We start from the raw sequence: 26,720 nt of genomic DNA, 5'->3' as shown, positions 1-26,720 counted from the left end.
AACAACAATGACAATCCAAAACAAGGCCAAATGGCTCAGATTCCTGATCCTTATTCTCGGTGGCGGCACCATCTACAAACTGGCGAACCTCAAGGACGCCTTCTATGTGCCCATGCAGGAATTCATGGGCTTGAGCCACACTGAAATCGGCGTGCTGCTGAGCGCCAACGCCATCATCGCCACCGCGTTGTTTGTTGTCGGCGGCTTGCTCGCGGACCGTTTCGACACCCGCAAACTGATCCCTGTCGGCCTGCTCGGCACCGGTTGCCTGGGCCTCTATCTGGCAACCTTTCCGCCGTTCAGCAACTTGCTGATCGTGTTCAGCCTGCTGGCGGTGTGTGCCGATTGCATCTTTTGGCCTTCGCTGCTCAAGGCCATCCGCAACCTGGGCAATGATCAGGAGCAAGGTCGCCTGTTCGGCTTGCTGGAAGGCGGACGTGGCGTCATCGATACGCTGGTGGCCTTTTGCGCACTGGGTGTTTTCGTCGCCATGGGCTCCGGCGAGTCCGGTCTGAAATCGGCGATCCTGTTTTACTCGGTGATCGACATTCTCGCCGGCACCCTGACCTGGTTCCTGCTCAAGGGCGGCAACACGCCGTCGATTTCCAAGCCGAAGAACGGTTTGTCGAACCTGCTCGAAGCCATCAAGGTACCGGGGATCTGGCTGGTCAGCCTCAACGTGTTCATGGTCTACATCGTGTATTGCGGCCTGACCTACTTCATTCCCTACCTCAAGGAAATGTACGGTTTGCCCGTGGCGCTGGTGGGTGCCTACGGCATCATCAACCAATACTTCCTGAAGATTCTCGGCGGCCCTGCCGGTGGTTTCATTGCCGACAAACAGTTCAAGAGCACCAGCCGCTACCTGAAGTGGGCGTTCCTGGCGCTGTTACCGCTGATGGGCGTGATCATGCTGATCCCGAAAAGCCCCGGTTTCATCTACGCCGGCATGGCCGCCACCCTGTCCTTCGCGCTGATCGTGTTTTCAATGCGCGGTGTGTTCTGGGCGCCGATGGGCGAAGTCGGCATCGCGCCACACATCACCGGCTCGGCGTTCGGCATTGGCTGCCTGATCGGTTATGCGCCGGGCATGTTCGCCTATGTGATCTACGGTGCGATCCTCGATCATTTCCCCGGTCAGCAGGGTTACAACTACGTCTTCAGTCTGATGAGTGTGCTCGCGATTCTCGGGTTCCTGGTGTCCAGCGTGCTGTATCAGACCGTGCGCAGTAAATCCACGGCAAATGGCGCAGTGGGGGCCGCACAAGCCTGATCATCATTACTTGTGGGAGCGCGCTTGCTCCCACAGGTTTCGTGTACTGACCGTTGGCCTGAGGCCGGAGAAGATCGGCGAAAGAATTTCGTATACCCTAGCGCTATCCCACTCCGAACGATCGCCGCCGTGAACCTGACCAAACTCAACGCCCCCGACCTTGGCAACACCCCTTCAACGTCGGAAATCATCACCCGCCATCTGCGGGACGCGATCGTCGCCGGGCATTTTGCCGAGGACGAGCCGATCCGCCAGGACGAAATCGCCCGCCAGTTCAACGTCAGCAAGATCCCCGTGCGTGAAGCGCTCAAGCGTCTGGAAGCCGAAGGCCTGGTGATGTTCCAGCGCAACCGCGGAGCGATGGTCACGCGGGTGTCCGATGCGGAGCTGGCGCAGATGTTCGAGGTGCGCATGTTGCTGGAGGACAAGATCCTGCGGCTGGCCATCCCCAACATGACCGAAGAAACCTTCGCCCGTGCAGAGCGCATCTGCGAGGAGTTCATCGGCGAAGACGACGTTGGGCGCTGGGCCGAACTCAACTGGGAGCTGCACGCCTGCCTCTATGAGCCGGCGCAACGGCCGTTTTTGGTGAGCCTGATCCGTTCGGTCAACGACAAGCTGGAGCGTTACCTGCGCATGCAGATGAGCCTGTCGGCCGGCAAGGAACGCGCCGATCACGAACACCGCGAGATCATCAAGGCCTGTCGCGCCGGGGATGTCGACCGGGCGGTGACGCTGCTGGACGAGCACATTGCCGGGGTGTGCAAGACGCTGTTCGAACACCTGCCCCACGCCCACTGACGCAACGTCTACTGTGCCGATTTCGTCATCGGTGCAGGTTAAATCCATCAAGCCGACATCTCGCCATCCGGGCCACTCTTGCGTTCACTCAACCGAATGGACGTGGCCCTCCGATGAAACGCATCTCCGTGATCGACTCTCACACCGGCGGCGAACCGACCCGCCTGGTGACCGCCGGTTTTCCCGATCTGGGTGACGGCAGCATGGCCGAACGACGCAAGATCCTCGCGCAGCAGCATGATCAATGGCGCGCCGCCTGCGTGCTGGAGCCACGGGGCAGCGACGTGCTGGTGGGGGCCCTGCTCTGCACACCCGTGGACCCCAATGCCTGCGCCGGTGTGATTTTCTTCAACAACAGCGGTTATCTGGGCATGTGCGGCCACGGCACCATCGGCCTGGTGGCGTCGTTGGCGCACCTGGGCAAGATCGGGCCCGGCGTGCACAGCATCGAGACGCCGGTCGGCACGGTGCAGGCCACTCTGCACGACGACCACTCGGTGAGCGTGCGCAATGTGCCGGCCTACCGTTATCGCAAGGCGCTGCAATTGCAGGTGCCGGGAATCGGCCAGGTCAGCGGCGATATCGCCTGGGGCGGCAACTGGTTTTTCCTGATCGCCGACCATGGCCTGCGGGTCGCCGGTGACAATCTTGACGCTCTGACCGCCTACACCTACGCCGTGCAGCAAGCGCTGGAAGTCCAGGGTATTCGCGGTGAAGACGACGGCCTGATCGACCATGTCGAGCTGTTCTCCGATGACGATCACGCCGACAGCCGCAACTTTGTTTTGTGCCCCGGCAAGGCCTATGACCGCTCGCCCTGCGGCACTGGCACCAGCGCCAAACTGGCGTGCCTGGCGGCGGACGACAAACTGCAACCGGGGCAGATCTGGCGCCAGGCCAGCGTCATCGGCAGCGAGTTCGAAGGCTCTTTCGAATGGCAGGGCGAGCGCATTGTGCCAACCATTCGCGGCCGTGCCCATATCAGCGCCGAAGCCAGCCTGATTATCGAACAGGACGATCCTTTCGCCTGGGGCATCCGCCCGTGAACCAGGGCCAGGTGGCCGATGTGATCGTGATCGGCGCCGGCATCATTGGCGCTGCCTGCGCCCAGGCCCTGGCTCGACGCGGTTTGCAGGTATTGGTGCTGGACGCCGGCCTGCACGGCGCGACGGCAGCGGGCATGGGTCATCTGCTGGTGCTCGACGACAACCCGGCGGAACTGGCCCTCAGTCAATATTCATTGCAACGTTGGCGCGAACAGTCTGCGGACTTGCCCGATGCCTGTGCCTATCGCTGCAACGGCACGCTGTGGCTGGCGGCCAACGCCGAGGAAATGGCCGTGGCGCAGAGCAAATACCTCAACCTGCAAGCCCAGGGTGTGGCCTGCGAACTGATTGGCGCCCATGCCCTGCGCGAGCGCGAACCGGAGTTGTGTGAGGGTCTGGAGGGCGGCCTGCTGATCAACGGTGACGGCATTCTGTACGCCCCGGCGACGGCCAACTGGATGCTCGAGACGCCGAACATCCGCCAGCGCCGGGCACGGGTTTGCGAAGTCGACGGCAACCGCGTGCGTCTCGATGACGGCCACTGGCTGAGCGCCGCCGCCGTGGTGCTGGCCAACGGCATCCAGGCCAACGAGTTATGCCCGGAACTACCCATCGAGCCGAAGAAAGGCCACTTGCTGATCACCGACCGCTACCCCGGCACCGTCACCCATACACTGGTGGAATTGGGTTATGTCACCAGCGCCCACAATGCCACCGGACCGTCCACAGCCTGCAATATCCAGCCACGCCCCACAGGGCAATTGTTCATCGGCGCCTCGCGGCAATTCGGCACCACCGACCCGCAGGTCGAAGGCTGGATGCTCGCCAAAATGCTCAAGCGCGCCGCCCGTTACATGCCGGGATTGAGCCGGCTCAACGGCATCCGTGCCTGGACCGGCTTTCGCGCCGCCAGCCCCGATGGCCTGCCGCTGGTGGGCCAGCATCCGCAACGCCAGGGCTTGTGGCTGGCGGTCGGTCACGAAGGACTGGGCGTGACCACCGCGCCCGGCACCGCCGACCTGTTGGTCGCCCAACTGTTCAACGAAACCCCGCCACTGGCTGCACAACCTTATCTGCCCCAGCGTTTCCTCGGAGAACCCGCCCATGCCTGAATTGTTCCTGGACGGTCACGCCCTGAAAGTCGCCGAGGGCACCAGCGTCGCCGCCGCCCTGACCCTGGGCAGCGACGGCTGCAGCCGCACCTCGGTGAGTGGCCAGCGCCGTGCACCCCTGTGCGGAATGGGCATCTGCCAGGAATGCCGGGTGACCATCGATGGCCGCCGACGGCTGGCCTGCCAGACCCTCTGCCGTGACGGCATGCACGTGGAGACCCGCCGATGAATCAATACGCCGATCTGCTGATCATCGGTGCCGGCCCCGCCGGCATGGCGGCAGCTGTCGCCGCCGCTCCCAGCGGTGCACGCATCGTCTTGCTCGACGACAACCCGCTGCCGGGCGGGCAAATCTGGCGAGACGGTCCGCAAGCGAACGTGCCCGATCAGGCACGACGGCTGCGCGAACGTCTGGCCTCGTACAGCAACATCCACCACCATCCCGGCACCCGGGTGATCGCCAACCCTGCGCCAAAACAATTGCTGGTCGAAGACGATGAACACGGTTGGCTGATCCGCTACGACAAACTGATCCTGTGCACCGGTGCCCGCGAATTGCTGCTGCCCTTCCCTGGCTGGACCCAGCCCGGCGTGACCGGGGCCGGTGGATTGCAGGCGCTGATCAAGGCCGGGCTGCCGGTGCAGAATGAGCGCGTGGTCATCGCCGGCAGCGGACCACTGCTGCTCGCCAGCGCCGCCACCGCGAAAAAACACGGTGCCAAGGTCATGCGTATCGCCGAACAGGCATCCCTCTCGGCCGTCGCCGGTTTCGCCGCACAACTGCCGCGCTGGCCCGGCAAATGGTTGCAATCGTTCAGCCTGTTCGACCGCCACTACCGCACTGATAGCCACGTGCTGGCTGCCTTCGGCAGCGACCGACTGGAAGGCGTGCGCCTGCAACACAACGGCAAGATCGTCGAACTGGAATGTGATCGCCTGGCCTGCGGTTTCGGCCTGATCCCCAATACGCAGTTGGGTCAGGCGCTGGGTTGTGCCGTCGAAAAGCAGGCGCTGGCGGTGGATGCCTGGCAGGCCAGCAGCCGCGCCGATCACTTTGCCGCTGGCGAATGCACTGGGTTCGGCGGCAGTGAACTGGCCCTCGTGGAAGGCACCATTGCCGGACACGCGGCGGTCGGCGATCTGCAAGCCGCTCGTCGGTGGTGGCCGCAACGGGCACGTTGGCAGGGTTTCGCCAGGGTATTGAATCAGGCGTTCGCCCTCGACCCGCGACTCAAGTCCCTGGCCCGCCCCGATACCCTGGTCTGCCGTTGCGAAGATGTGCCTTACGCGGCACTGGCCAGCCATGCCGACTGGCGCGAAGCCAAGCTCGCCAGCCGCTGTGGCATGGGCGCCTGTCAGGGGCGCGTGTGTGGTGGTGCGACGCAGCACCTGTTCGGCTGGCAACCCTCGACACCGCGCCCACCGTACAGCCCGGCGCGAATCGAAACCTTGATGAGCCTCGACGACACCCCGCCAGCGTGACGCGCGCGGCGGGGGTTTCGGCGATGCAGCCAAGTCACTATGATCCCGAGGGTCCCCCTCAGACCTGCGGCGCCATGTATCCCTCGCTCACTTCTTTTAAGCCATGCGATTTGCCGACGCTGCTAAGCAGTCTGCAACCGATTGCGCCGCTGCTCGATACCCTGTCGGACGTGGTGTTTTTTATCAAGGACGTTGATGCCCGCTACGCCTTCGTCAACCAGACCCTGGCCCGGCGCTGCGGTTTCAAACAGAGTGCCGAGCTGCTCGGGCGCACCGCCGAAATGGTCTTCCCGGAACGTTTCGGCCCGCTGTACACCGAGCAGGACCGACGCGTGCTGGCCAGCGGCCGGGAACTGGCCGATCAACTGGAACTGCACCTGTATTACGGCAATCAGCCGATCTGGTGCCTGACCCACAAACTCGCCCTGCACGATGAACAAGGCCGGATCGTTGGTCTGGCCGGTATCTCCCGTGACCTGCAATCACCGCAGTCGAATCATCCGGCGTTTCAGAAACTGGCGGCGGTGGATGCGCATATTCGCCGTCACTTTGCCCGTCCCATCAGCCTCGCCGAACTGACAGCGATTGCCGGGTATTCCGTGGCGCAACTGGAGCGGCACTGCAAGCGGGTGTTTCAGCTCACGCCGCGGCAGATGATTCACAAGGCGCGGCTCGAAGAGGGATCGCGGTTGTTGTTGCATAGCGATTTGCCGATTACCGAGATTGCTTTGCTCTGTGGGTATACCGACCATAGTGCGTTCAGCCGGCAGTTTCGGGCGTTGACCAGTGTTTCGCCGAGTGAGTATCGGGGGAATCGGGGGTAGGTTTTTTTTGGTTCTTCACGGATTACCGGGAAAGACGCTCTTGATCTTCATGAAAAAGAATTCGCTATCCCGGTAACCGTACGCCATCCGTTTGATGACCTTTATTCGATTGTTTATACCTTCCAACTGCCCTGTGTGCATCGGCCAGCGAACCCGACTGACGATGCCTCGCCAGTAAGCCTTCAGCCGATTGGCGAACTGGATCAGTGCCGGTAGTTCGCTTTCATGAGCATGGCGCAGCCATTGCTTCCAGGCCGATCGCCAAGCCCAGGCAGCACTCGGTGTCCAGAGTGTTTTGAGCTCAGCCTTCATCAAATACACCGTCATCAGCGATTGGTTGGCCGCCAACAAATCTTGCAAGCGAACCTGCTGTTCCGGCGTTTTCAGATTCTGTGGATTGCGCAGCAATAGCCATCGCGCCTGCTTGATGACCTTGCGAGCCGGCTTGTCATGACGCAATCGGTTAGCTTCGTCGACGCGGACCCGGTCAATGACCTCTCGGCCATATTTGGCCACCACATGAAAGAGGTCGTAGACCACACGCGCTTTCGGGCAGTGCTGACGAACCTCCAGGTCAAACGCAGTGTTCATGTCCATTGCCACCGCTTCGATTCGAGCACATCCCTCTGGCCCAAGCTCTTCGAAAAAGGGCCGAACTGCCGCCCGGCTGCGACCTTCGCCGATCCATAGCACTCGTCGCGTATCGGCATCCAACACAACACTGGCGTAGCGATGCCCTTTAAACAGCGCGAATTCATCCATCACCAGGCGTCGTGGTTGAGCCGTCGGCAACTCGCTCAATGCCGCTTGCAAGGCCCGACGCTCCAGCAACCGCACGGTGTCCCAATGCAGCCCAAACATCTGGGCCACGTGCAGGGTGGGAAGGCGTTCGCTGGCCTGAATAACCGCATCAGCCAAGCGGCGTGTCATGCGCGCATAGCGATCCAGCCAACTCACGGCCTCCATGCGTTTGCCACAGTCGCGGCAGCCAACGCGCCTGAGCAGCACGCTGAGGCGTACCGCGCGGCCGAGAATGGGCAAATCGCGAACGGTTCGCTCGCAATACTCATGAGTGGTTGAACAAGGCTTTTGGCAGCCGCCACAGGAAGGAAATCGGGTGGCGTGAGGAGTCAGTTCGATCCGTAGGGCATCACCCTCAGGCTTGATCGTGACGACAGAAAAGCCCTCCCAAAACGGAAGGAAAGTATTAATATCGCGCATAAGAACGCCGGTTTGTTAGATGTGTTTGCTCGCACGAACATCATCAATCAAATCGGCGTTCTTGTTTCTGTGTTTCCCGGGATTCCGTGGAGAACCTTTTTTTTGGGGGGTTTTGGTCGGGGTACATATCCGTTGCTGCGGTAACGGCGGCTGGCGGTTTCGCTCTTACAGCGAGTCCCTTTTTCAAACGCCAAAAAGGAACCAAAAGGCTTTGCCCCGGCGTACGGCACCTCGCTGGGGCTCGGTGTTCCCTCGCTACGGTGTCCATCAGGGGGCATCGCCTACGGTCTGCTTCGCGACGACCTCCTCTCGATGTGTGCGGCTTCGCCGCACGGCGCTACGCGCCTAACCCCCTGATGAACACCTACGCTCGGCCTGCCGAAGGGGCAAAAGATCAAAAGCAAAAGCGAGGCGGCCTACCGGCCGGCCTGTTTGTTTGGTTCGTGCGCGTTTCTCTGTAGGAGCTGTCGAGTGCAACGAGGCTGCGATCTTTTGATTTTGTTTTTTACAAGCGAGATCAAAAGATCGCAGCCTGCGGCAACTCCTACATTGGGCGCTGTATAGCCACGACATCAGGTCGGCTGTCAGGCCGCCATCGCCAGCAGGCTGGCTCCCACAGTTTGAAATGCGTACGAACCAAACAAACAGGCCGGCCGGTAGACCGCCTCGGTTGTTTTTGATCTACCCGCCCCTTCGGGAGGCTGAGTGGAGGCGTTCATCCGGGGAGTGGCGCGCAGCGCCGTTCGACGCAGTCGAACACGCTGCATGTAGGTCGTCGCGAAGCAGACCGGAGGGCAGTGTCCCCGGATGAATGCCGGAGCGAAGGAACGCCGAGCCTCAGCGAGGGGCCGGACGCTCGGGGCGAGCGTTTTTTTGGTTACTTTTTTTAGGCGCTTGTAAAAAAAGTGACTCGCCGTAAGGGCGAAACCATAAGCCGCCGTTACCGAAGAAACGGATATGTCCCCGGTGTTCCGAAAAGGCGCGCCCACACATCAAATGCTCCTATATGTAACACCACCGTAATAGCTGCAACACCGCCGAATACGACGATCCCCAACCCCAGTACCTCTAACTCAGGCCCCACCTCCTAAATCTTCAAAAAAACTGGAAACAGGCACACTGCTTGCTACAGTTAATATCGTATACGAAATCCTCAATACAATATCCAACAGCCACCCACCAACGAGGCATCTATGAAAAACCCAGCATTTGCCGTAGCCCTCAGCGCTGTTCTAAGCACCTCCTTCATCGCCACCGCCCAAGCCGACAAACTCGACGACATCATCGGTTCCGGCAAACTGCGCTGCGCCGTGACCCTCGACTTCCCGCCCATGGGTTTTCGCGATGGCAGCAACAGCCCGGCCGGGTTCGACGTGGACTACTGCCATGACCTGGCAAAGATCCTCGGCGTCGAAGCCGAAGTCGTGGAAACGCCGTTCCCGGACCGCATTCCGGCGCTGGTCTCCGGGCGCGCCGATGTGATTGTCGCCTCCACCTCCGACACCCTCGAACGGGCCAAGACCGTCGGCCTCACCGTGCCCTACTTCGCCTTCCAGATGGTGGTGCTGACCCGCGACAACACCGGCATCAACAACTTCGATGACCTCAAGGGCAAACCGGTGGGCAACACCAGCGGCACCTATGAGGCCATTGCCCTGGAAAAAGACGTGAAGAACTGGGGCACCGGCAGCTTCCGCGCCTATCAATCGCAGAACGACACCCTGCTGGCAGTCGCCCAGGGCCATATCGACGCCACCGTCGTCACCAACACCGTGGCCGCCGCCACCCTCAAGTCGGGCAAGTACAAAAACCTGAAAGTCGCCGGCAACGCTCCGTATGTCATCGACTACGTGTCGCTGGGCGCCAAGCGCAACGAGTACGGCCTGCTCAACTACCTCAATCTGTTCGTCAACCAGCAGGTGCGCACCGGGCGTTACAACGAGCTGTTCGTCAAATGGGTCGGCACCGATATCCAGCCAGCCAACCTGACCGTGCCACAGGTCTACTACTAAGGTGTCCGGCATGCCCAGGTCCATTTCTCTGAGCGGTCGCAGCCTGGTCGGGGGCGCCGCGCAAGGCCCCCTGCTGTTCGCCGATGTCGGGCTGAGTTTCTGGGGCGGGGTCGAGCCCGGCACCGGCGAGGTCATCGATCGCCACCATCCCCTCAGCGGTGAATATCTGTCCGGCCGGGTGCTGGCCATTCCCAGCGGTCGCGGCTCGTGCACCGGCAGCAGCGTGTTGATGGAGTTGATCAGCAACGGGCATGCACCGGCGGCTCTGGTGCTGGTCGAACCCGACGAGATTCTGACCCTGGGCGTGCTGGTGGCGCAAACCATTTTTCAACGTTCCCTGCCGGTACTCTGCATCGGTCGGGAGGCCTTTGCCGCCTTGCGTGGCCAGGCCTTCGCACGGGTTGAAAATGCAGCGCTGAGTTTGTTCAAACAGTTGCCCGACGATGCCTGGCAACCACTCGACAATCCTTTGCCCGACACCGTCGCCAGCGCCTCGATCGAACTCACCGAGCACGATCGGGCGCTGCTCGACGGCCGACATGGCAAGGCCGCGCAAATGGCCATGCAGATTGTCCTGCGCATGGCCGAACTGCAGGGTGCGCGCAATCTGGTCGATGTCACCCAGGCGCACATCGATGGCTGCATCTACACCGGCCCGGCGAGCCTGCGCTTTGCCGAACAACTGGTGCAATGGGGGGCGAACGTCAGTGTGCCCACCACCCTCAATTCGATTTCCGTGGACCAGCGCCGCTGGCGGGAACTGGGTGTCGATCCGGCGCTCGGCGAACCGGCCAGTGCCTTGGGCGATGCCTACATGGCCATGGGCGCGCAGCTCAGTTTTACCTGCGCGCCGTACCTGCTCGACAGTGCGCCGAAGGCTGGAGAGCAGATCGTCTGGGCCGAGTCCAACGCCGTGGTCTACGCCAACAGCGTGCTCGGTGCACGGACCCTGAAGTATCCGGATTACCTCGACATCTGCATCGCCCTCACCGGCCGCGCCCCACTGATCGGTTGCCACCTGGATACACAGCGCAAGGCCCGGCTGCAGATCGAGTTGCCTGCCCTCGGTGCACTGGACGATGCCTTCTATCCGCTGCTGGGTTACCACATCGGTGCGCTGGCCGGCAGCCGGATTCCGCTGGTGTACGGGCTGGAGCAATACTCGCCAAGCCTTGATGACCTCAAGTCCTTTGGCGCGGCCTTCGCCACGACCTCCGCCGCACCGCTGTTCCATATCGCCGGCGTCACCCCGGAGGCCATCGATCCGTTGCAGGTACTGGAACCGGACACCTGCATCCCCGTGGAGAAAATCCGCCTCGAAGACTTATTGCTTAGCTGGCGCGAACTCAACAGTGCCCGGAACAACCGGGTGGATGTGGTCTCGCTGGGTAACCCGCACTTCTCCCTCAGTGAATTCGCACAGTTGGCAACGCTGTGCCTGGGTCGCCACAAACATCCGCACGTGGTACTCGCCATCACCTGCGGCCGTGCGGTGCTGGAGCAAGCCCACAGCGTGGGGCATATCGCCGTGATCGAAGCCTTCGGCGCGACACTGGTGACCGACACCTGCTGGTGCATGCTCGGCGAGCCGGTTATTCCGCCGGCAGCAAAAAACCTGATGACCAACTCGGGCAAGTTCGCCCACTACGCACCCGGCCTGGTCGGTCGCAAGGTGCACTTCGCCAGCCTCAAGGAATGCGTCGACGCCGCCTGCTCCGCCACGGCCAGCGGCCGTCTGCCGGTCTGGCTTCAACCTGCCGTCCAACTGGAGAGCCCCGCGCATGTTTGACTACAGCTTCCAATGGCGCTCAGCCCTGCGCGCCCTGCCGGACATGCTCGCCGGCGCCCTCGTCACCTTCGAAACCGCCGCGCTGTCGATGATCTTCGGTGTGCTGATCGCCCTCGCACTGACCGTGATGCGCGAGGCCAAGCACCCGCTGCTGCGCGGTATCGGCAATGGCTGGGTGTCGATCGCGCGCAACACGCCGTCGCTGTTCCAGATCTACATCCTCTACTTCGGCCTCGGCTCGTTGGGCCTGCACGTCAGTTCATGGTTCGCCCTGCTTGCGGGCATCACCTTCAACAATGCCGGTTACCTGGCGGAAAACTTTCGCGGCGGCCTCAAGGCGGTGCCTCACACGCAGGTTCGCGCGGCGCGTTCGCTGGGCATGAGTGCCTTCCAGGCCTACCGCATGATCATCGTCCCGCAACTGCTGCGCATCGTCTTCTACCCGCTGACCAACCAGATGGTCTGGGCGGTGCTGATGACCTCGCTGGGGGTGATCGTCGGGTTGAACAATGACCTGACCGGCGTGACCCAGGAATACAACGTCAAGACGTTCCGCACCTTCGAGTACTTCGCCCTCGCTGCGGTGCTGTATTACCTGATCGCCAAGGCGATCGTCGCGGCAGCCCGGCTGATGGCCTGGCGGTTGTTCCGTTACTGAGGAGCTGTGCATGTTTTCCACTGATTTTTCCTCGAATGACCTGCTGTTCCTGCTCGACGGCGCGTGGGTCACGCTGCAACTGACCTTCTGGTCGATCATGCTCGGCTCCCTGGCCGGTTTGCTGTTCGGCCTGCTGCGAGCGTTGCTGCCGCGCACCAGCCTGCCGCTGGCCTGGGTGCTGGATGTGTTTCGCAGCGTGCCGTTGTTGATCCAGTTCGTGCTGTTCAATTCGCTCAAGAGCATCGTTGGCCTAAACATCAGCGCCTTCAGTGTCGGCTGCATCGTGCTGGGGGTGTACACCGCCGCGTACTTCACCGAGATCGTCCGTGGCGGTGTGCTGGCGGTGCCGTTCAGCGTGCGCCGGGCCAGTCGTTCGCTGGGGCTGAGCTTCTTCCAGGACCTACGCTGGATCGTCCTGCCGATGGCCACACGGGTGGCGTTCCCCGGCTGGCTGAACCTGGTGCTCGGGGTGATGAAAGACACCGCGCTGGTGATGTGGATCGGCATTGTCGAACTGCTGCGCGCCTCGCAAACCATCGTCACGCGCATTCAGGAACCGCTGCTGGTGCTGTGCATCGCGGGCCTTATCTACTACGTCATGAGCCTGGTGGTCGCACGCCTCGGCGCTCGTCTGGAAAGAAGGTGGCAAGAAAATGATTGAGATCGACAACGTACACAAATCCTTCGGCAACCTCGAAGTGGTCAAGGGCGTCAACCTGACGGTGAACAAGGGCGAAGTGGTGTCGATCATCGGCGGCTCCGGCTCCGGCAAGTCGACCCTGCTGATGTGCATCAATGGCCTGGAACCGATCCAGAAAGGCAACATCCGCGTTGACGGTGTGGAAGTCCATCACAGCGCCACCGACCTCAATCGCCTGCGGCAGAAAATCGGCATCGTGTTCCAGCAATGGAACGCCTTCCCCCATCTGACGGTACTGGAAAACGTCATGCTCGCACCGCGCAAAGTGCTCGGCAAAAGCAAGCGCGAAGCCGAGGAACTGGCGGTACAACAACTGACCCACGTTGGCCTGGGCGACAAGCTCAAGACGTTCCCCGGCAAACTGTCCGGCGGCCAGCAGCAACGCATGGCCATCGCCCGCGCCCTGGCCATGTCGCCGGACTACATGCTGTTCGACGAAGCCACCTCGGCCCTCGATCCGCAACTGGTCGGCGAGGTACTGGACACCATGCGCATGCTCGCCGAAGACGGCATGACCATGGTCCTGGTGACCCACGAGATCCGCTTTGCCCGCGACGTGTCCGACCGCGTGGCGTTCTTCCGCAATGGGTTGGTGCATGAAATTGGTTCGCCGGATCAGGTGATTGGCAATCCGGTTCATGCGGAGACCGCGGCGTTTCTCAAATCAGTGAAATAAACGATGGCCCCATCGCCAGCAGGCTGGCTCCCACAGGGGTATGGGTTGTTCTTGAAATTTCAATCAACCCAAAACCACTGTGGGAGCCAGCCTGCTGGCGATGGGGCCCTGACAGACAACACAAGGAGCAAACCATGCGCTCATCAAAAGTCATCCATGTCGTCAGCTGCCACGCCGAAGGCGAAGTCGGCGACGTGATCGTCGGTGGTGTCGCCCCGCCGCCCGGCGCCACCGTGTGGGAACAGTCGCGCTGGATCGCCAAAGACGAAACCCTGCGCAACTTCGTCCTCAACGAACCCCGTGGCGGCGTGTTCCGTCACGTCAACCTGCTGGTGCCGGCCAAGGACCCTCGGGCGCAGATGGCCTGGATCATCATGGAACCGGCCGACACCCCGCCGATGTCCGGCTCCAACTCGTTGTGCGTGGCCACCGTGCTGCTCGACAGCGGCATCCTGCCGATGACCGAGCCGCAAACCCGCCTCGTGCTGGAAGCGCCCGGAGGCTTGATCGAAGCCGTGGCCGACTGCCGCGACGGCAAGGTCGAGCGGGTAGAAATCAAGAACGTGCCGTCGTTCGCCGACCGTCTCGACGCCTGGATCGAAGTCGAAGGCATCGGCTCGCTCAAGGTCGATACGGCCTACGGTGGCGACAGTTTCGTGATTGCCGATGCGAAGGGCCTGGGTTTTGCCATCCGTCCCGACGAGGCCGCCGACCTGGTGGCGACCGGGTTGAGAATCACCCGTGCCGCCAACGAGCAACTGGGCTTCGTCCATCCGCTGAATCCCGAGTGGTCGCACATTTCCTTCTGCCAGATTGCCGCGCCCCTCGTCCATGAGAACGGCATTGCCACCGGCGCCAACGCCGTGGTGATCCAGCCGGGCAAGATCGACCGCTCCCCCACCGGCACCGGTTGTTCGGCGCGCATGGCCGTGCTGCACGCAAAAGGCTTGATGCAGGTCGGGGAGCGCTTTGTCGGGCGCTCGATCATCGGTTCCGAATTCCACTGCCGCATCGATTCAGTGACCGAAGTGGCCGGTCGCGCCGCCATTTACCCGTGCATTTCCGGCCGGGCCTGGATCACCGGCACCCACCAGCTGCTGCTCGACCCGAGCGACCCATGGCCACAAGGCTATCGCCTGTCCGACACCTGGCCCGGCGCCTGAGCACCGGACCAACGGGCACAAATAACCCCCTGAAACCGAAAAAAGCACTAGCCGAACATTGTCATTTTAAATATCGTATACGAAATACTAGACGAACTGGAGATAACAAATGAGCAAGCGCATTAACTGGAGTGGCGTATTCCCTGCGGTGACCACGCAATTCAACGACGACTTCACCATCAACCTGGACAAGACCCATCAGGTGATTTCCAACGTGATCCGCGATGGCGTCTCGGGCCTGGTGGTGTGCGGCTCGGTGGGTGAAAACACCTCGCTCACCGCTGAAGAGAAAATCGCCGTGACCGAAGTCGCAGTCGATGCCTCGCGCGGCCGCGTACCGGTGATCTGCGGCGTGGCCGAGTTCACCAGCGTGCAAGCGGCCAAGGTGGCCAACGCAGTGCGCAAGGTTGGCGTGGACGGTGTGATGTTGATGCCGGCGCTGGTCTACGGCTCCAAGCCGTTCGAGACAGCCGAGCACTACCGCTACGTGGCGAAAAATGCCGACGTGCCGCTGATGGTCTACAACAACCCGCCCATCTATAAGAACGACGTCACCCCGGACATCCTGATTTCCCTGGCTGATTGCGACAACGTGGTGTGCTTCAAGGACTCTTCCGGCGACACCCGTCGCTTCATCGATGTGCGCAACGAAGTCGGCGACCGTTTCGTGCTGTTCGCAGGTCTCGACGACGTGGTGCTGGAAAGCATCGCCGTGGGTGCCGAAGGCTGGGTCTCGGGCATGTCCAACGTGTTCCCGAAAGAAGGCGAAACCATCTTCCGCCTGGCCAATGCCGGCCGTTTTGCCGAAGCCATGCCGATCTACGAATGGCTGATGCCGATCCTGCACCTGGACGCCCGCGCCGACCTGGTGCAGTGCATCAAGCTCTGTGAAGCCATCGCCGGTCGCGGCAGCGCGCTGACCCGTCCACCGCGCCTGGCCCTGCCGGATGCCGATCGCCTGTTCGTCGAGCAGATCATGGCCAAGGCCCTGGCCAACCGTCCGCAGTTGCCGGACGTCGGTCTCTGAGTGATTGCCGGGCGGGCCCTTGCGGGTCCGGCCCGGCTGCCTGTTTTTTTGCGCCCCTACAGGAAACGCCAGCATGCCCAATCCTCAACACAGTTCAAGCGCAACCACCCCCTCGGGACTCAAACGCGTCGTCGCCGCCGCCATGGCCGGCACCGTCGCCGAATGGTATGAATTCTTTCTCTACGGCACCGCCTCGGCACTGGTCTTCGGCCAGTTGTTCTTTCGCCAGACCGACAGCCCGGTCGACGGCATCATCGCCGCCTTCGCCCTCTACGCCGTGGGCTTTCTGGCCCGCCCGCTGGGCGGCCTGGTGTTCGGTCACTACGGTGACAAATTCGGCCGCAAGCGCCTGCTGCAACTGAGCCTCGTGGTGGTCGGCATCACCACCTTCCTGATGGGCTGCCTGCCCGGCTTCGACCAGATCGGATATGCGGCGCCGCTATTGCTGGTGCTGCTGCGGCTGATCCAGGGGTTTGCCTTTGGCGGAGAATGGGGCGGCGCGATTTTGCTGGTGTCCGAGCACTGCCCGGACAATCGCCGCGGTTTCTGGGCCAGTTGGCCACAAGCCGGCGTACCGGCCGGTAATTTGGTGGCCACGGTCGCCCTGTTACTGTTGTCGTCGAACCTGTCCGAGGAGCAGTTCCTCGCCTGGGGCTGGCGCGTGGCATTCTGGTTCTCGGCCGTGGTGGTACTGATCGGCTACTGGATTCGCACCAGTGTCGATGACGCACCGATCTTCAAGGAAAGCCAGGCACGCCAGGCGCAGACCCGCCAGCAACAACTGGGCGTGGTGGAAGTGCTGCGTCATCACTGGCGTGCGGTGCTGGTGGGGATTGGCGCGCGGTTCGCCGAGAACATCCTCTACTACACCGTGGTCACGTTCTCGATCACTTACCTGAAACTGGTGGTGCACAAGGACACGTCGCAGATTCTGCTGCTGATGTTCGGTGCGCACCTGCTGCACTTCTTCCTGATCCCGTTGATGGGCTATCTGTCCGACATCGTCGGGCGCAAACCGGTGTACCTGACCGGCGCAGTGCTCACCGCGTTCTGGGGCTTCATCGGCTTCCCGATGATGGACACCGGCAACAACTGGCTGATCATGGCCGCGATTACCCTGGGCCTGGCCATCGAGTCGATGACCTACGCGCCGTACTCGGCGCTGATGGCCGAGCTGTTCCCGACCCACGTGCGCTACACCGCATTGTCGCTGTGCTACCAGGTCGCGCCGATTTTCGCCGGTTCCCTCGCACCGCTGATCGCCATCACTTTGCTCAACAAGTACAACAGCTCGACACCGATCGCCTGGTACCTGGTTGGCGCCGCCCTGATCTCGATCGTGGCCGTCGGCCTGACCCGCGAGACCCGTGGCAAGTCGTTGCGCCAGGTGGATGCCGAAGCGGCGGCGCGGGTGGCGGCCAACGATAACGCCTCACCTGCCGCCCCGGGACTCACTGGCGTGAACCCATGACCTGCAGGAGCAAGCTTGCTCGTTTCTACAGGGGTTCTATTCCACTTTCTCGACAGGAGCTTTTTCATGCTCGGCCATAACTACATCGGCGGCACGCGCAGTGCTGCCGGCAGCATCGTCTTACACAGCCACGACGCCAGCACCGGTGAGGCGCTGCCCTTTTCGTTCGTGCAAGCCACTGTCGATGAAGTGGACGCCGCGGCTCTGGCTGCCGCGACCGCCTACCCGACCTTTCGCAACTTGCCGGCAACCCACCGCGCAGAATTTCTTGAGGCGATCGCCGCACAACTGGATGCTCTGGATGACGAATTCGTCGCCCTGGTTTGCCGGGAAACCGCCCTGCCCGCCGCGCGCATTCAGGGCGAACGTGCTCGCACCAGCGGCCAGATGCGCCTGTTCGCCCAGGTCCTGCGGCGCGGCGATTTCTACGCCGCGCGCATCGATCGCGCCATGCCCGAGCGCCAGCCAATGCCGCGGGTCGATCTGCGTCAGTACCGGATCGGCGTCGGGCCGGTAGCGGTGTTCGGCGCGAGCAATTTTCCGTTGGCGTTCTCCACGGCCGGCGGCGATACCGCAGCCGCCCTGGCTGCCGGTTGCCCGGTGGTGTTCAAGGCTCACAGTGGGCACATGGCGACCGCCGAGCGGGTGGCCGATGCAATCATCCGCGCCGCCGAACAGACCGATATGCCCAAGGGTGTGTTCAACATGATCTACGGTGCCGGCGTGGGCGAAGCGCTGGTCAGGCATCCGGCAATTCAGGCGGTGGGGTTCACCGGCTCGCTCAAGGGCGGACGCGCGTTGTGCGACATGGCCGCCGCACGGCCGCAACCGATCCCGGTGTTCGCCGAAATGAGCAGCATCAACCCGGTGCTGCTCTTGCCTGAAGCCTTGCGCGTGCGTGGAGAGAAAATCGCCGCCGAACTGCTGGCGTCGGTAGTGCAAGGCTGCGGTCAGTTCTGCACGAATCCGGGATTGGTGATTGCTGTTCGCTCTCCTGAATCAGCGGCATTCATTGCCCGGCTCAACCAGCTGATGGCCGAACAACCGGCGCAAACCATGCTCAACTCTGGCACCCTCGCCAGCTACGAAAAGGGCGTGCGGGCCTTGCTCGAACATCCGGGCGTGACGCGCCTGGCAGGTCAGGAACAGCACGGCAAGCAAGCGCAGCCGCAACTGTTCAAGGCCGACGTCAGCCTGCTGCTCGAAGACGATCCGTTGTTGCAGGAAGAAGTGTTCGGTCCGACCACGATTGTCGTCGAAGTGGCCGACAAGGTTGAGCTACGCCAGGCACTGGACAGCCTGCACGGGCAGCTCACCGCCACCTTGATCGGCGAGGCGCGAGACTTGCACACCCACGCTGATCTGCTGGTGCTGCTGGAACAAAAGGTTGGCCGGGTGCTGTTCAACGGTTACCCCACCGGGGTAGAAGTCTGCGATGCCATGGTCCATGGCGGCCCGTATCCCGCCACCTCAGATGCGCGTGGGACGTCGGTCGGCAGCCTGGCCATCGAGCGTTTCCTGCGCCCGGTGTGCTACCAGAACTGCCCGGACGACCTGTTGCCCGACGCGCTGAAGAATGGAAATCCGCTGGGGATTGCACGGTTGGTTGATGGCAGCAGCCACCACCAGCCGATTTAGCAAAACTCGAATAATGGCGGGAACGGGCTTGCTCGCGAAAGCATCAGCCCAAACAACACTTGCATCGGCCCTTTACCAATAGTCAGATAGGCACCACAACACACAAAAACGAGCTTTATCCATGCGTCAACTGCCCTCGCTCAACATGCTGCGCGTCTTCGAAGAGGTCGCGCGGCATCGCAGTTTCAGCCAGGCAGCCCTGGGGTTGAATGTGACCCAGGGCGCGGTGAGCCGGCAGATCAAGCAGCTCGAAGATTACCTCGGCGTGGCGCTCTTTATCCGTACCCCTCAGGGCTTGTCATTGACTGAAGCCGGCACCGCCCTCTCCCCGCACTTGAGCGATGCTTTCGACCATATCGAGCGTGCCCTGCAAGCCGTGCGCGTGCCCAACCTGCGTCAGCGCTTACGCATCGTCGCACCGCCGACCTGGGCCACGCGCTGGCTGTCGGCGCACTTGCGCGCGTTCTGCCAGCGTTACCCCGACATCAGCCTGAGCGTGACCCACCAGGCCAGTCACGACAGCCTCGCCGAGATCGACTGCCACATTCGCTTCGGCCTCGAAGCGGACAGCCATTGCCACAGTCAGTTGCTGGTGATGGAACGGCACATCGCGGTGGCCAGCCCCGAGCTGTTCATCGACGGTCAGCCACCGGACCTGCAGCATTTACCGTTGCTGCACATCCTGCACAACGGCAAGCGCCTGAAGGTCTGGGAAAACTGGCTGGCGGCGATGGGCCGCGAGGATGTCGACGCCGGGCAAGGTCTGGAATTCAGCACCCTGGACCAGGTGATCCACACCGCGCTGGCCGGTGGCGGCCTGGCGGTGATCGACCGGCAAATGATCGAAAAGGAACTGGCCAATGGCAGCCTGTTGCCGATCACACCTGTCGAGGTGATCGGGCCGTATGGCTATTGGCTGGATGTGGCGAACGACAAGTGGGGGTTGTCGAAGGTGCGGTTGTTCACCGAGTGGCTGGGATTGGTCAGCAATCCCTGACCCACCCGTGCCGTAGCAGCTGCTGAGCCTGCGTGGCAGCTGCTACACGTTTTGGTTGATCAGATCGGTGCGGCGGTTTTCACGCCGACCACGGCTCCCCCCTCCACCGGACTCTGCGCCTTGCACGCCTGGCTCAAGGTCAGGGATTTGGTTTCCGGCGCCCAGGCCCAGGACAGCAACGCGCCAATCGCCAGGATCGCCGCGAGAATCCCCATGGTCGGGCTCAGGCCGATGCCGGCCACGCTCACCGGCAGCAGGAAAGTGCTGACCGCCGAGCCCAATCGACTCACCGCCGTGGCCAAACCAATGCCGCTGGCGCGCACTTCGGTCGGGAAGCTTTCTGCCGGGAACACACCCACCAGATTGCTCACCGCCGACAACACCAACGTGAACAAGCCGAACACCAACACCATCAGCCACGCCGCACTGCTCGGCAACACCGCGAGCAGGAACAACGCCACCGCGAGGATGATGAACGAGTTGATCAGGAACCCGCGCCGGGTGAACTTGATCGTGCACCAGATGCCGATCAGCGCGCCGAGAATCAACAGCATGTTCAGCATCAGCTCAGTGCCGAAGCCCTCGGCCAACCCCATCTTCTGCAGGATCGACGGCAAAAAGGTGTAGATGGCGAAGTACGGCATCACGATGCAGACGAAGAACAGGCAGTTGAATGCCGTGCGCTTGCGGTACTCAGGGCTGAACAGTACCGCGTAACCGGAGCGGGTTTCGGTGGAGCGGGTTTCGTCGAGTTCGACGTTGTCGCCCAAAAACTTTTTGACGATCGCTCGGGCTTCGGCAATGCGCCCCTGATTGACCAGCCAGCGCGGTGATTCCGGCGTACCGATGCGGGCGATCAGAATCAACGCCGCCGGGATCGCCGACGACGCCAGCATCCAGCGCCAGGCATCGTCACCGAGGCTGAGCATCGCGGTGCCGACGAAAGTCGCGGCGACGTAACCGAAGGTCCAGATCACGCTGAAGGAACCGAGCAATACACCGCGATGTTTCTTCGGGGCGAACTCGGCGAGCATGGCGTGGCCGACACTGAAGTCACCCCCCAGACCGATACCGATCAGCACCCGACAGAGGAACAGCGCCATGGCCGACTCGACATAGAACTGCATCACCGAGGCGATGGTAATCAGGATGAAACTGACGAGAAAGATTTTCTGCCGGCCGACCTTATCGGAGATCCAGCCGAAAAACAGGCTGCCGAGGAACAGGCCAATCAGCGCCGAAGCCCCGATCAGGCCCTGCCAGAAGGCATCCAGTTGCATCTGCGGGCTCAGCAGTGTGAAAGCGATACCGATCAGGCCGAGGATGTAGCCGTCGGTGAAATGCGCGCCGAAGGTCAGGCCGGCGATCTTGATGTGAAAGCGCCCGATGGGCAGGTCGTCGATTTTTACCGGTTGTACGGACATGTAAGTCTCCAATTGTTGTTATTTAAGGAGAAACCGATGCTTTACCTGTGGGAGCGAGCAGGCTCGCTTCCACAGGGTTTTGGGTGGGGTTAGAGACCCCCCATCAACAGGTATTTGATTTCCAGGTAGTCATCCAGGCCGTACTTCGAACCTTCGCGACCCAGGCCCGATTCCTTGATGCCACCGAACGGTGCCACTTCCGTGGAAATGATCCCTTCGTTAATCCCGACCATGCCTGCTTCCAGCCCTTCGGCCATGCGCCACACGCGGCCGATGTCGCGACTGTAGAAGTAAGCCGACAAACCGTAGGGCGTGTCGTTGGCCCGCTGCAGCACTTCAGCTTCGTCCGTGAAGCGGAAGCACGCGGCCACCGGGCCGAAGGTTTCGTCCTGGGCGATCAGCATTTCGCTGCTGGCCTCGGCGAGGATGGTAGGCTCGTAAAACGTGCCGCCCAGCGCATGACGGCGCCCGCCGCACAGTACCTTGGCGCCCTTCTCCAGTGCGTCGCTCACATGCAGTTCGACCTTGGCCAGCGCCGCGGCGTTGATCAGCGGCCCTTGCTCGGTTTCGCCTTCCAGCGCATTGCCCACACGCATCGCCGCCACCGCTTCGGCGAGTTTGCCGGTGAAAGCTTCGTAGACGCCGTCCTGAATGAAGAAGCGGTTTACGCAGACGCAGGTCTGCCCGGTGTTGCGGAATTTCGAGGCCATTGCGCCTTTCACTGCGGCATCGATATCGGCGTCATCGAAGACAATGAACGGCGCGTTGCCACCCAGTTCCAGCGAGACCTTTTTCAACGTGTCGGCGGCCTGGCGCATCAGTAATTTGCCGGTTCGGGTTGAGCCGGTGAACGACAGTTTGCGCACGATGCCGGAGGCTTGCAGTGCACCGCCAATCGCCACGGCGTCGCCGGAAACCACGTTGAACACACCGGCCGGAATCCCGGCCTGTTCAGCCAACACCGCCAAAGCGAAGGCCGACAGCGGGGTTTCTTCCGAAGGCTTGAGAATCATCGTGCATCCCGCCGCCAGCGCCGGGCCGACTTTGCGGGTGACCATCGCCAGCGGGAAGTTCCAAGGCGTGATCGCGGCAACCACACCGATCGCTTCCTTGACCACGATGATCCGCGCATCGGCCTTATGGCTCGGGATCACGTCGCCATAGGCGCGCTTGGCTTCTTCGGCGAACCACTCCAGAAAGCTCGCGGCGTAGACCACTTCGCCCATGGCTTCGGCCAGCGGTTTGCCCTGTTCGCGGCTGAGCAACGTCGCCAGATCCTTCTGGTTGCTCAGCATCAATTCGCCCCAGCGCTTGATGCGCTGGCTGCGTTCCTTGGCGGTCAACTTGCGCCACGCCGGCAACGCGCGGTTGGCGGCTGCAATGGCCAGGTTGGTTTCTTCGGCGCCGGCCTTCTGGACGTCGGCGATCAGCTCGCCGGTGGCCGGGTTCAGCACCGGATAAGTGGCGCCACCGCTGGCCCCCTCGCCGGTAAACCAGTGCCCATCGATGAAATTGCCGTGACGGATCAACGCGCTCATGCCACAGCCTCGATCAGGTTGAAACGTTCCAGACCCGGGCGGGCCGAACGCAGGATTCGTTTGCCGGCGGTGTAATCGTTGATGACATCGCACGGGGTGTAGTTGCGCTCCAGTTCATGCAGCTCTTCGGCGTCGAGTTTGGTCTCCAGGGCTGCCAGGGCGCTGTCGAATTGCTCGGTGGTGTCGGCGCCGACCAGCATGCAATCCACGCCCGGATGGTTGGCCACCCACGCTTGAGCGATCTGCGCGTTGGACACACCACGCGCACGGGCAACTCGCTGCACCGAATGGGCGATCTCGAAGGACGCTTCGTCGCTGTACATCTGCTGGGTGAAGAAGTCGGTCTGGTTGCGGGTGGACTTTGCATCGCCGGTCAGCAAGCCGCGAGCCAGCGGGCTGAACACCGAAACGCCAAGGCCCTGATCGCGGCAGAACGGAATCATCTCGCGTTCTTCTTCGCGGTAGGCGCAGTTCAGTTGCAGCTGCATGTTGATCGGCTTGACCCAGGAGTTGCGCTCGCAGGCCATGAGGATTTTTGCCAGTTGCCCGGTCAGCATGGTCGACACGCCGATGTAGCGGGCCTTGCCGGAACGTACGATGTCATTCATGGCGCTCATGGTTTCTTCGACCGGGGTATTCACATCGAAGTAATGCAGCATGAAGACGTCGACGTAATCCATGTCCAGACGTTTGAGCGAAGCATCGATGCTGTCCATGATGTGCTTGCGCGAGTGACCGCTGGCGTTGATACCGCTGCGGGTGCCGTAGCCAACCTTGGTAGTGATCACCAGGTCTTCGCGACGGGCCAGGCGCTTGACGATGCGACCGACCACTTCTTCGCCGACACCGGCGGAATAGAAGTCGGCCAAGTCGATGAAGTTCACGCCGTTGTCCAGCGCATGCTTGACGATCGGCTCGCTTTTCTTCTCGTCAAAGATCCACGGTTTCCAGTCCGGGGTGCCCATGTTCATGGTGCCCAGGCACAGGCGAGAAACTTCGAGACCGGAGTTGCCCAAACGGATGTATTGCATGGCGTGGACCTCAGGCTTTTGGCGTGTAGAAAGGGTTGCTGATGTGGTTGACCACATCTTTGAGCTGCGCGGTTTCCGGCTTACCGGTCAGGGCGGCGCGGATAGCGGTGCGGCAGGCGTTGTAGTTGTTCAGGTACACGGCATCGAGGTCGTCGCAGGCCGGGTTGACCCAGTTGGCGGTGACGATGGCCCACTCGTCTTCGGCTTCCGGCGGCAGGGTGCCGTCGAGCAGCGCTTCCAGAACCGCCTTGGCGATACCGGCCTGGGACGCGCCCCAGGTGGCATTGCCGTGCAGGTCGCTGCTGATCGCGGCCTTGTTCACATACAGGGTCATCGGCTTGACCGGGATGTTCGGCTGGGCGATCACCATGAACGGGCAATGGCCCTGGCTTGGCGAGGCCAGGCTGTTGGCGAACGCTTGCCCGGCCGGGCCGTTGCGTGGGCCGATCAGGATGTTGATGTGCGCGGCGTTCACGCCCGGGCCTTCGAAGCCTTCACCGATGTACAGGTCGAGTTCTTTCATGAGTCGTTACTCTTCAGGGAGTTTGGGTTGATCAGAAACGCACGCAAATACAGGGTTTGACGTGGCAAATGTCGGGGTTCGAAGAGCGCAGCGGGAGGCTGGCGAAGACGCGGCAGTGATGATTGATCATGGTTGCAAACGCTCTTTTTTGTTGTTGATGAGCTGGTTTGCGATTTTTTAACACTGGGGGTTGGCGGGGCTGTAACCATAAAAAATCATGGGGGCATGACTTCAAGTCATACCCTTTCAAGACTTGCAAAAAACCTGTGGGAGCAAGCTTGCTCCCACAGGTATCGGGTCGCTTGTAATTACTGCGACATGGCGTCCTTTTTCATGCCGTCCTTGGACATCGAGTCTTTCTTCATCTCGTCTTTCTTCATCGCGTCCTTGGACATGGCATCTTTTTTCATGCCGTCCTTGCTCATGGAATCCTTGGACATTGCATCTTTCTTCATGGCGTCTTTGGACATCGCATCCTTGGACATCGAATCCTTGCTCATGCTGTCGTTGCTCATGGTGTCAGCCGCGAACACGCTAGCAGCACCAACGGCCAGGCACATGGACAGAACAACGGTGGTCAACTTTTTCATGATGAAACTCCTTGAAGCTCAGGTTGCGGGCGGGTGAATTTTCCGGGGATTGATCAGCTGCCACCGAACCAGTTGTAGCCCTGGTCTTCCCAGTAGCCACCGCTGTAGGTGTTGCTGACGAAAATCGCCTGAATGTGTTTGGGGTTCTTGTAGCCAAGCTTGGTGGGCATGCGCAGCTTCATCGGGAAGCCGTATTCGCGTGGCAGCACCGCACCGTCGTAGGTCAGCGTCAACTGGGTTTGCGCGTGCAGTGCGGTGGCCATGTCGATGCTGGTGTAGTAGTCATCGGCGCATTTGAAACCGACGTATTTGGCATCGGTGTCGGCGCCAATGCGCTTGAGAAAATCGCTGAAACGCACACCGCCCCAGCGGCCGATCGCGCTCCAGCCTTCCACGCAGATGTGCCGGGTGATCTGCTCGACCTGCGCCATGGCGCGCAGTTCTTCAAGGCGCCAGCTGCGTTTGTCGGCGACCAGGCCGGTGACTTCCAGGCGATAACTCTCCTCCTCCACCGTCGGCGCTTCGTCGATGCCGTAGAAGGCATTGAAGGGAAACGGCCGGGTGATCATCGACGCCGGATAGGTGGGCGCCATGGCGTTGGGGTTGAACAGCCAGCCTTGCACCCGGTCGTTGAAGCGCGACATGGAAGACAACGCGGTCTCGACGCTGTCGTTGTCGGTGATGTTGCAGCCGGACAGCATGGCCACGCCGCCGAGGGTCAGGCCGCGCAACAGGAACGAGCGGCGTGAGCGGTCTTCGATTTGCGGCGCGAGGATTTTCCGGGCGTCGGTCAGGATGGAAGACTCGTCCAGCTCGGAACCTAGAATGGGCTTTTTCATACGTGCTCCTTGCGGCCGACGATCATGGCCAACAGCGTTTTGGGAACCAGCGCGACCATCAGTAAATGCACCGCCACAAAGGCCACCAACAGCGCCATCGCGAAGAAGTGCACACGGCGCGCGCCTTCATAACCCCACATCAATTCGCGCAAAATCGGGAACTGCACCGACTTCCACAACACCAGCCCGGAAAGCACCAGCAGGGTGATGTCGACGATCACGAACAGGTACGCCACGCGCTGCACCTGGTTGTAATGACTGAGGTCGGCGTGGTCGAGCTTTCCGCGCAACGCGGCCCACAGGTCATGCAGTACGCCTTTGGGCGAAACCGGGAAGAAACGCCGCTTCAGGCGTCCGCTGAACAGGTTGAAGGCCAGGTAGATCAGGCCGTTGATCGCCAGGAACCACATCGCCGCGAAGTGCCATTGCAATGCGCCGCCGAGCCAACCGCCGAGGGTGATCGATTTGGGGAAGCTGAAATCGTAAATCGGCGAGGCGTTGTAGATGCGCCAGCCGCTGGTGACCATCACCAGCACCGCCAATGCGTTCAGCCAGTGGGTGAGCCGCAGCCAGCGTGGGTGGCTGGCCTTGGGTGAAGCAGTTGGCTGCGACATGTCCGGCTCCGGTTGTTGTTATTCGTTGGAGCCGAGTATGGGAGCCGGAAGATCGCCAAATCCTCACGTAAAGTTAAATTAAATGTGATAACTGCTCATTCATGGCCACCCGGAACCCTGTAGGAGCGAGCCTGCTCGCGATGGCGTCAAGTCAGCCGACATTGATGTTGAATGTGAAACCGCTATCGCGAGCAGGCTCACTCCTACAGGGGTCGGTGGTGGCCCGCCAAACGCGCAACTATGGTTAAATGCCGCCCCCCGCACATTGCCG

The 26,720-nt window shown here is 61.6% G+C and carries 25 protein-coding genes; 17 read left to right on the top strand and 8 right to left on the bottom strand.

The window, feature by feature from the left end:
• The first annotated feature begins 7 nt into the window (after window positions 1-7).
• The 7 genes from ACNYC6_RS27040 (at window position 8) to ACNYC6_RS27010 (ending at window position 6,538) form a co-directional block, all read left to right on the top strand.
• On the top strand, window positions 8-1,273 hold the full coding sequence (locus tag ACNYC6_RS27040) for an MFS transporter (protein WP_419709971.1): 1,266 nt from the start codon (window positions 8-10) through the stop codon (window positions 1,271-1,273).
• A 129-nt stretch (window positions 1,274-1,402) separates the two neighbouring features.
• Window positions 1,403-2,074, top strand: coding sequence for a GntR family transcriptional regulator (locus tag ACNYC6_RS27035; protein ID WP_419709970.1), 672 nt, complete (start codon window positions 1,403-1,405; stop codon window positions 2,072-2,074).
• A 113-nt stretch (window positions 2,075-2,187) separates the two neighbouring features.
• The gene (locus ACNYC6_RS27030) at window positions 2,188-3,120 is read left to right on the top strand and encodes a 4-hydroxyproline epimerase (protein ID WP_419709969.1); all 933 of its coding nucleotides are present in this window, start codon (window positions 2,188-2,190) and stop codon (window positions 3,118-3,120) included.
• Window positions 3,117-4,232, top strand: coding sequence for an NAD(P)/FAD-dependent oxidoreductase (locus ACNYC6_RS27025; RefSeq protein WP_419709968.1), 1,116 nt, complete (start codon window positions 3,117-3,119; stop codon window positions 4,230-4,232). Before ACNYC6_RS27030 ends, ACNYC6_RS27025 begins: the two co-directional genes overlap by 4 nt.
• Entirely contained in the window at window positions 4,225-4,461 is a 237-nt protein-coding gene (locus ACNYC6_RS27020; RefSeq protein WP_419709967.1) for a (2Fe-2S)-binding protein, read from the top strand. The genes ACNYC6_RS27025 and ACNYC6_RS27020 overlap by 8 nt, the downstream gene beginning before the upstream one ends.
• Window positions 4,458-5,714: an FAD-dependent oxidoreductase gene (locus ACNYC6_RS27015; RefSeq protein ID WP_419709966.1), complete on the top strand. Its 1,257-nt coding sequence runs from the start codon at window positions 4,458-4,460 to the stop codon at window positions 5,712-5,714. The genes ACNYC6_RS27020 and ACNYC6_RS27015 overlap by 4 nt, the downstream gene beginning before the upstream one ends.
• 74 nt (window positions 5,715-5,788) lie before the next feature.
• Window positions 5,789-6,538: a helix-turn-helix domain-containing protein gene (locus ACNYC6_RS27010; RefSeq protein ID WP_419709965.1), complete on the top strand. Its 750-nt coding sequence runs from the start codon at window positions 5,789-5,791 to the stop codon at window positions 6,536-6,538.
• 15 nt (window positions 6,539-6,553) lie between these two features.
• On the opposite strand, the gene ACNYC6_RS27005 is transcribed toward ACNYC6_RS27010, so the two are convergent.
• The gene (locus tag ACNYC6_RS27005) at window positions 6,554-7,759 is read right to left on the bottom strand and encodes an ISL3 family transposase (protein WP_419709226.1); all 1,206 of its coding nucleotides are present in this window, start codon (window positions 7,757-7,759) and stop codon (window positions 6,554-6,556) included.
• 1,193 nt (window positions 7,760-8,952) lie between these two features.
• Between ACNYC6_RS27005 and ACNYC6_RS27000 the strand changes: the two genes are divergently transcribed.
• The 10 genes from ACNYC6_RS27000 (at window position 8,953) to ACNYC6_RS26955 (ending at window position 19,890) form a co-directional block, all read left to right on the top strand.
• Window positions 8,953-9,771, top strand: a complete 819-nt coding sequence (locus ACNYC6_RS27000; RefSeq protein ID WP_419709964.1) for a transporter substrate-binding domain-containing protein — start codon at window positions 8,953-8,955, stop codon at window positions 9,769-9,771.
• 10 nt (window positions 9,772-9,781) lie between these two features.
• On the top strand, window positions 9,782-11,560 hold the full coding sequence (locus tag ACNYC6_RS26995) for an aconitase X (RefSeq protein WP_419709963.1): 1,779 nt from the start codon (window positions 9,782-9,784) through the stop codon (window positions 11,558-11,560).
• Window positions 11,553-12,218: an amino acid ABC transporter permease gene (locus tag ACNYC6_RS26990; protein WP_419709962.1), complete on the top strand. Its 666-nt coding sequence runs from the start codon at window positions 11,553-11,555 to the stop codon at window positions 12,216-12,218. The genes ACNYC6_RS26995 and ACNYC6_RS26990 overlap by 8 nt, the downstream gene beginning before the upstream one ends.
• Window positions 12,219-12,228: 10 nt before the next feature.
• Window positions 12,229-12,879: an amino acid ABC transporter permease gene (locus ACNYC6_RS26985; RefSeq protein ID WP_419709961.1), complete on the top strand. Its 651-nt coding sequence runs from the start codon at window positions 12,229-12,231 to the stop codon at window positions 12,877-12,879.
• The gene (locus ACNYC6_RS26980) at window positions 12,872-13,594 is read left to right on the top strand and encodes an amino acid ABC transporter ATP-binding protein (RefSeq protein WP_419709960.1); all 723 of its coding nucleotides are present in this window, start codon (window positions 12,872-12,874) and stop codon (window positions 13,592-13,594) included. Before ACNYC6_RS26985 ends, ACNYC6_RS26980 begins: the two co-directional genes overlap by 8 nt.
• 134 nt (window positions 13,595-13,728) lie before the next feature.
• Entirely contained in the window at window positions 13,729-14,757 is a 1,029-nt protein-coding gene (locus tag ACNYC6_RS26975; RefSeq protein ID WP_419709959.1) for a trans-3-hydroxy-L-proline dehydratase, read from the top strand.
• 109 nt (window positions 14,758-14,866) lie between these two features.
• Window positions 14,867-15,784 carry a dihydrodipicolinate synthase family protein gene (locus tag ACNYC6_RS26970; RefSeq protein ID WP_419709958.1) on the top strand — a complete coding sequence of 306 codons (918 nt, stop codon included), beginning with the start codon at window positions 14,867-14,869 and terminating at the stop codon, window positions 15,782-15,784.
• Between the two features lie 73 nt (window positions 15,785-15,857).
• On the top strand, window positions 15,858-17,255 hold the full coding sequence (abaF, locus tag ACNYC6_RS26965) for a fosfomycin efflux MFS transporter AbaF (protein ID WP_419709957.1): 1,398 nt from the start codon (window positions 15,858-15,860) through the stop codon (window positions 17,253-17,255).
• A 66-nt stretch (window positions 17,256-17,321) separates the two neighbouring features.
• Window positions 17,322-18,893 (top strand): aldehyde dehydrogenase (NADP(+)), encoded by a 1,572-nt coding sequence (locus tag ACNYC6_RS26960; RefSeq protein WP_419709956.1) that lies wholly within the window; start codon window positions 17,322-17,324, stop codon window positions 18,891-18,893.
• A gap of 121 nt (window positions 18,894-19,014) precedes the next feature.
• Window positions 19,015-19,890 carry a LysR substrate-binding domain-containing protein gene (locus ACNYC6_RS26955; RefSeq protein WP_419709955.1) on the top strand — a complete coding sequence of 292 codons (876 nt, stop codon included), beginning with the start codon at window positions 19,015-19,017 and terminating at the stop codon, window positions 19,888-19,890.
• Between the two features lie 59 nt (window positions 19,891-19,949).
• On the opposite strand, the gene ACNYC6_RS26950 is transcribed toward ACNYC6_RS26955, so the two are convergent.
• The 7 genes from ACNYC6_RS26950 to ACNYC6_RS26920 form a co-directional block, all read right to left on the bottom strand.
• The gene (locus ACNYC6_RS26950) at window positions 19,950-21,314 is read right to left on the bottom strand and encodes an MFS transporter (protein ID WP_419709954.1); all 1,365 of its coding nucleotides are present in this window, start codon (window positions 21,312-21,314) and stop codon (window positions 19,950-19,952) included.
• Between the two features lie 89 nt (window positions 21,315-21,403).
• Window positions 21,404-22,852 (bottom strand): NAD-dependent succinate-semialdehyde dehydrogenase, encoded by a 1,449-nt coding sequence (locus tag ACNYC6_RS26945; RefSeq protein ID WP_419709953.1) that lies wholly within the window; start codon window positions 22,850-22,852, stop codon window positions 21,404-21,406.
• Window positions 22,849-23,883, bottom strand: coding sequence for an aldo/keto reductase (locus ACNYC6_RS26940; protein ID WP_419709952.1), 1,035 nt, complete (start codon window positions 23,881-23,883; stop codon window positions 22,849-22,851). The genes ACNYC6_RS26945 and ACNYC6_RS26940 overlap by 4 nt, the downstream gene beginning before the upstream one ends.
• A 10-nt stretch (window positions 23,884-23,893) precedes the next feature.
• Window positions 23,894-24,406: a formaldehyde-activating enzyme gene (gene fae / locus ACNYC6_RS26935; RefSeq protein ID WP_007950493.1), complete on the bottom strand. Its 513-nt coding sequence runs from the start codon at window positions 24,404-24,406 to the stop codon at window positions 23,894-23,896.
• Between the two features lie 308 nt (window positions 24,407-24,714).
• Complete coding sequence (locus ACNYC6_RS26930; RefSeq protein WP_419709951.1) at window positions 24,715-24,996, bottom strand: pentapeptide MXKDX repeat protein; 282 nt, start codon at window positions 24,994-24,996, stop codon at window positions 24,715-24,717.
• Window positions 24,997-25,049: 53 nt separating this feature from the next.
• The gene (locus tag ACNYC6_RS26925) at window positions 25,050-25,835 is read right to left on the bottom strand and encodes a molybdopterin-dependent oxidoreductase (RefSeq protein WP_419709950.1); all 786 of its coding nucleotides are present in this window, start codon (window positions 25,833-25,835) and stop codon (window positions 25,050-25,052) included.
• Entirely contained in the window at window positions 25,832-26,449 is a 618-nt protein-coding gene (locus tag ACNYC6_RS26920) for a cytochrome b/b6 domain-containing protein (RefSeq protein WP_419709949.1), read from the bottom strand. Before ACNYC6_RS26920 ends, ACNYC6_RS26925 begins: the two co-directional genes overlap by 4 nt.
• Between the last annotated feature and the right edge of the window lie 271 nt (window positions 26,450-26,720).

The organism is Pseudomonas sp. NFX224 (assembly GCF_048565165.1).
Taxonomy (GTDB): Bacteria; Pseudomonadota; Gammaproteobacteria; order Pseudomonadales; family Pseudomonadaceae; genus Aquipseudomonas.
The sequence above is the reverse complement of the archived record's forward strand: the minus strand, read 5'-3'. Positions and strand labels throughout refer to the sequence as shown.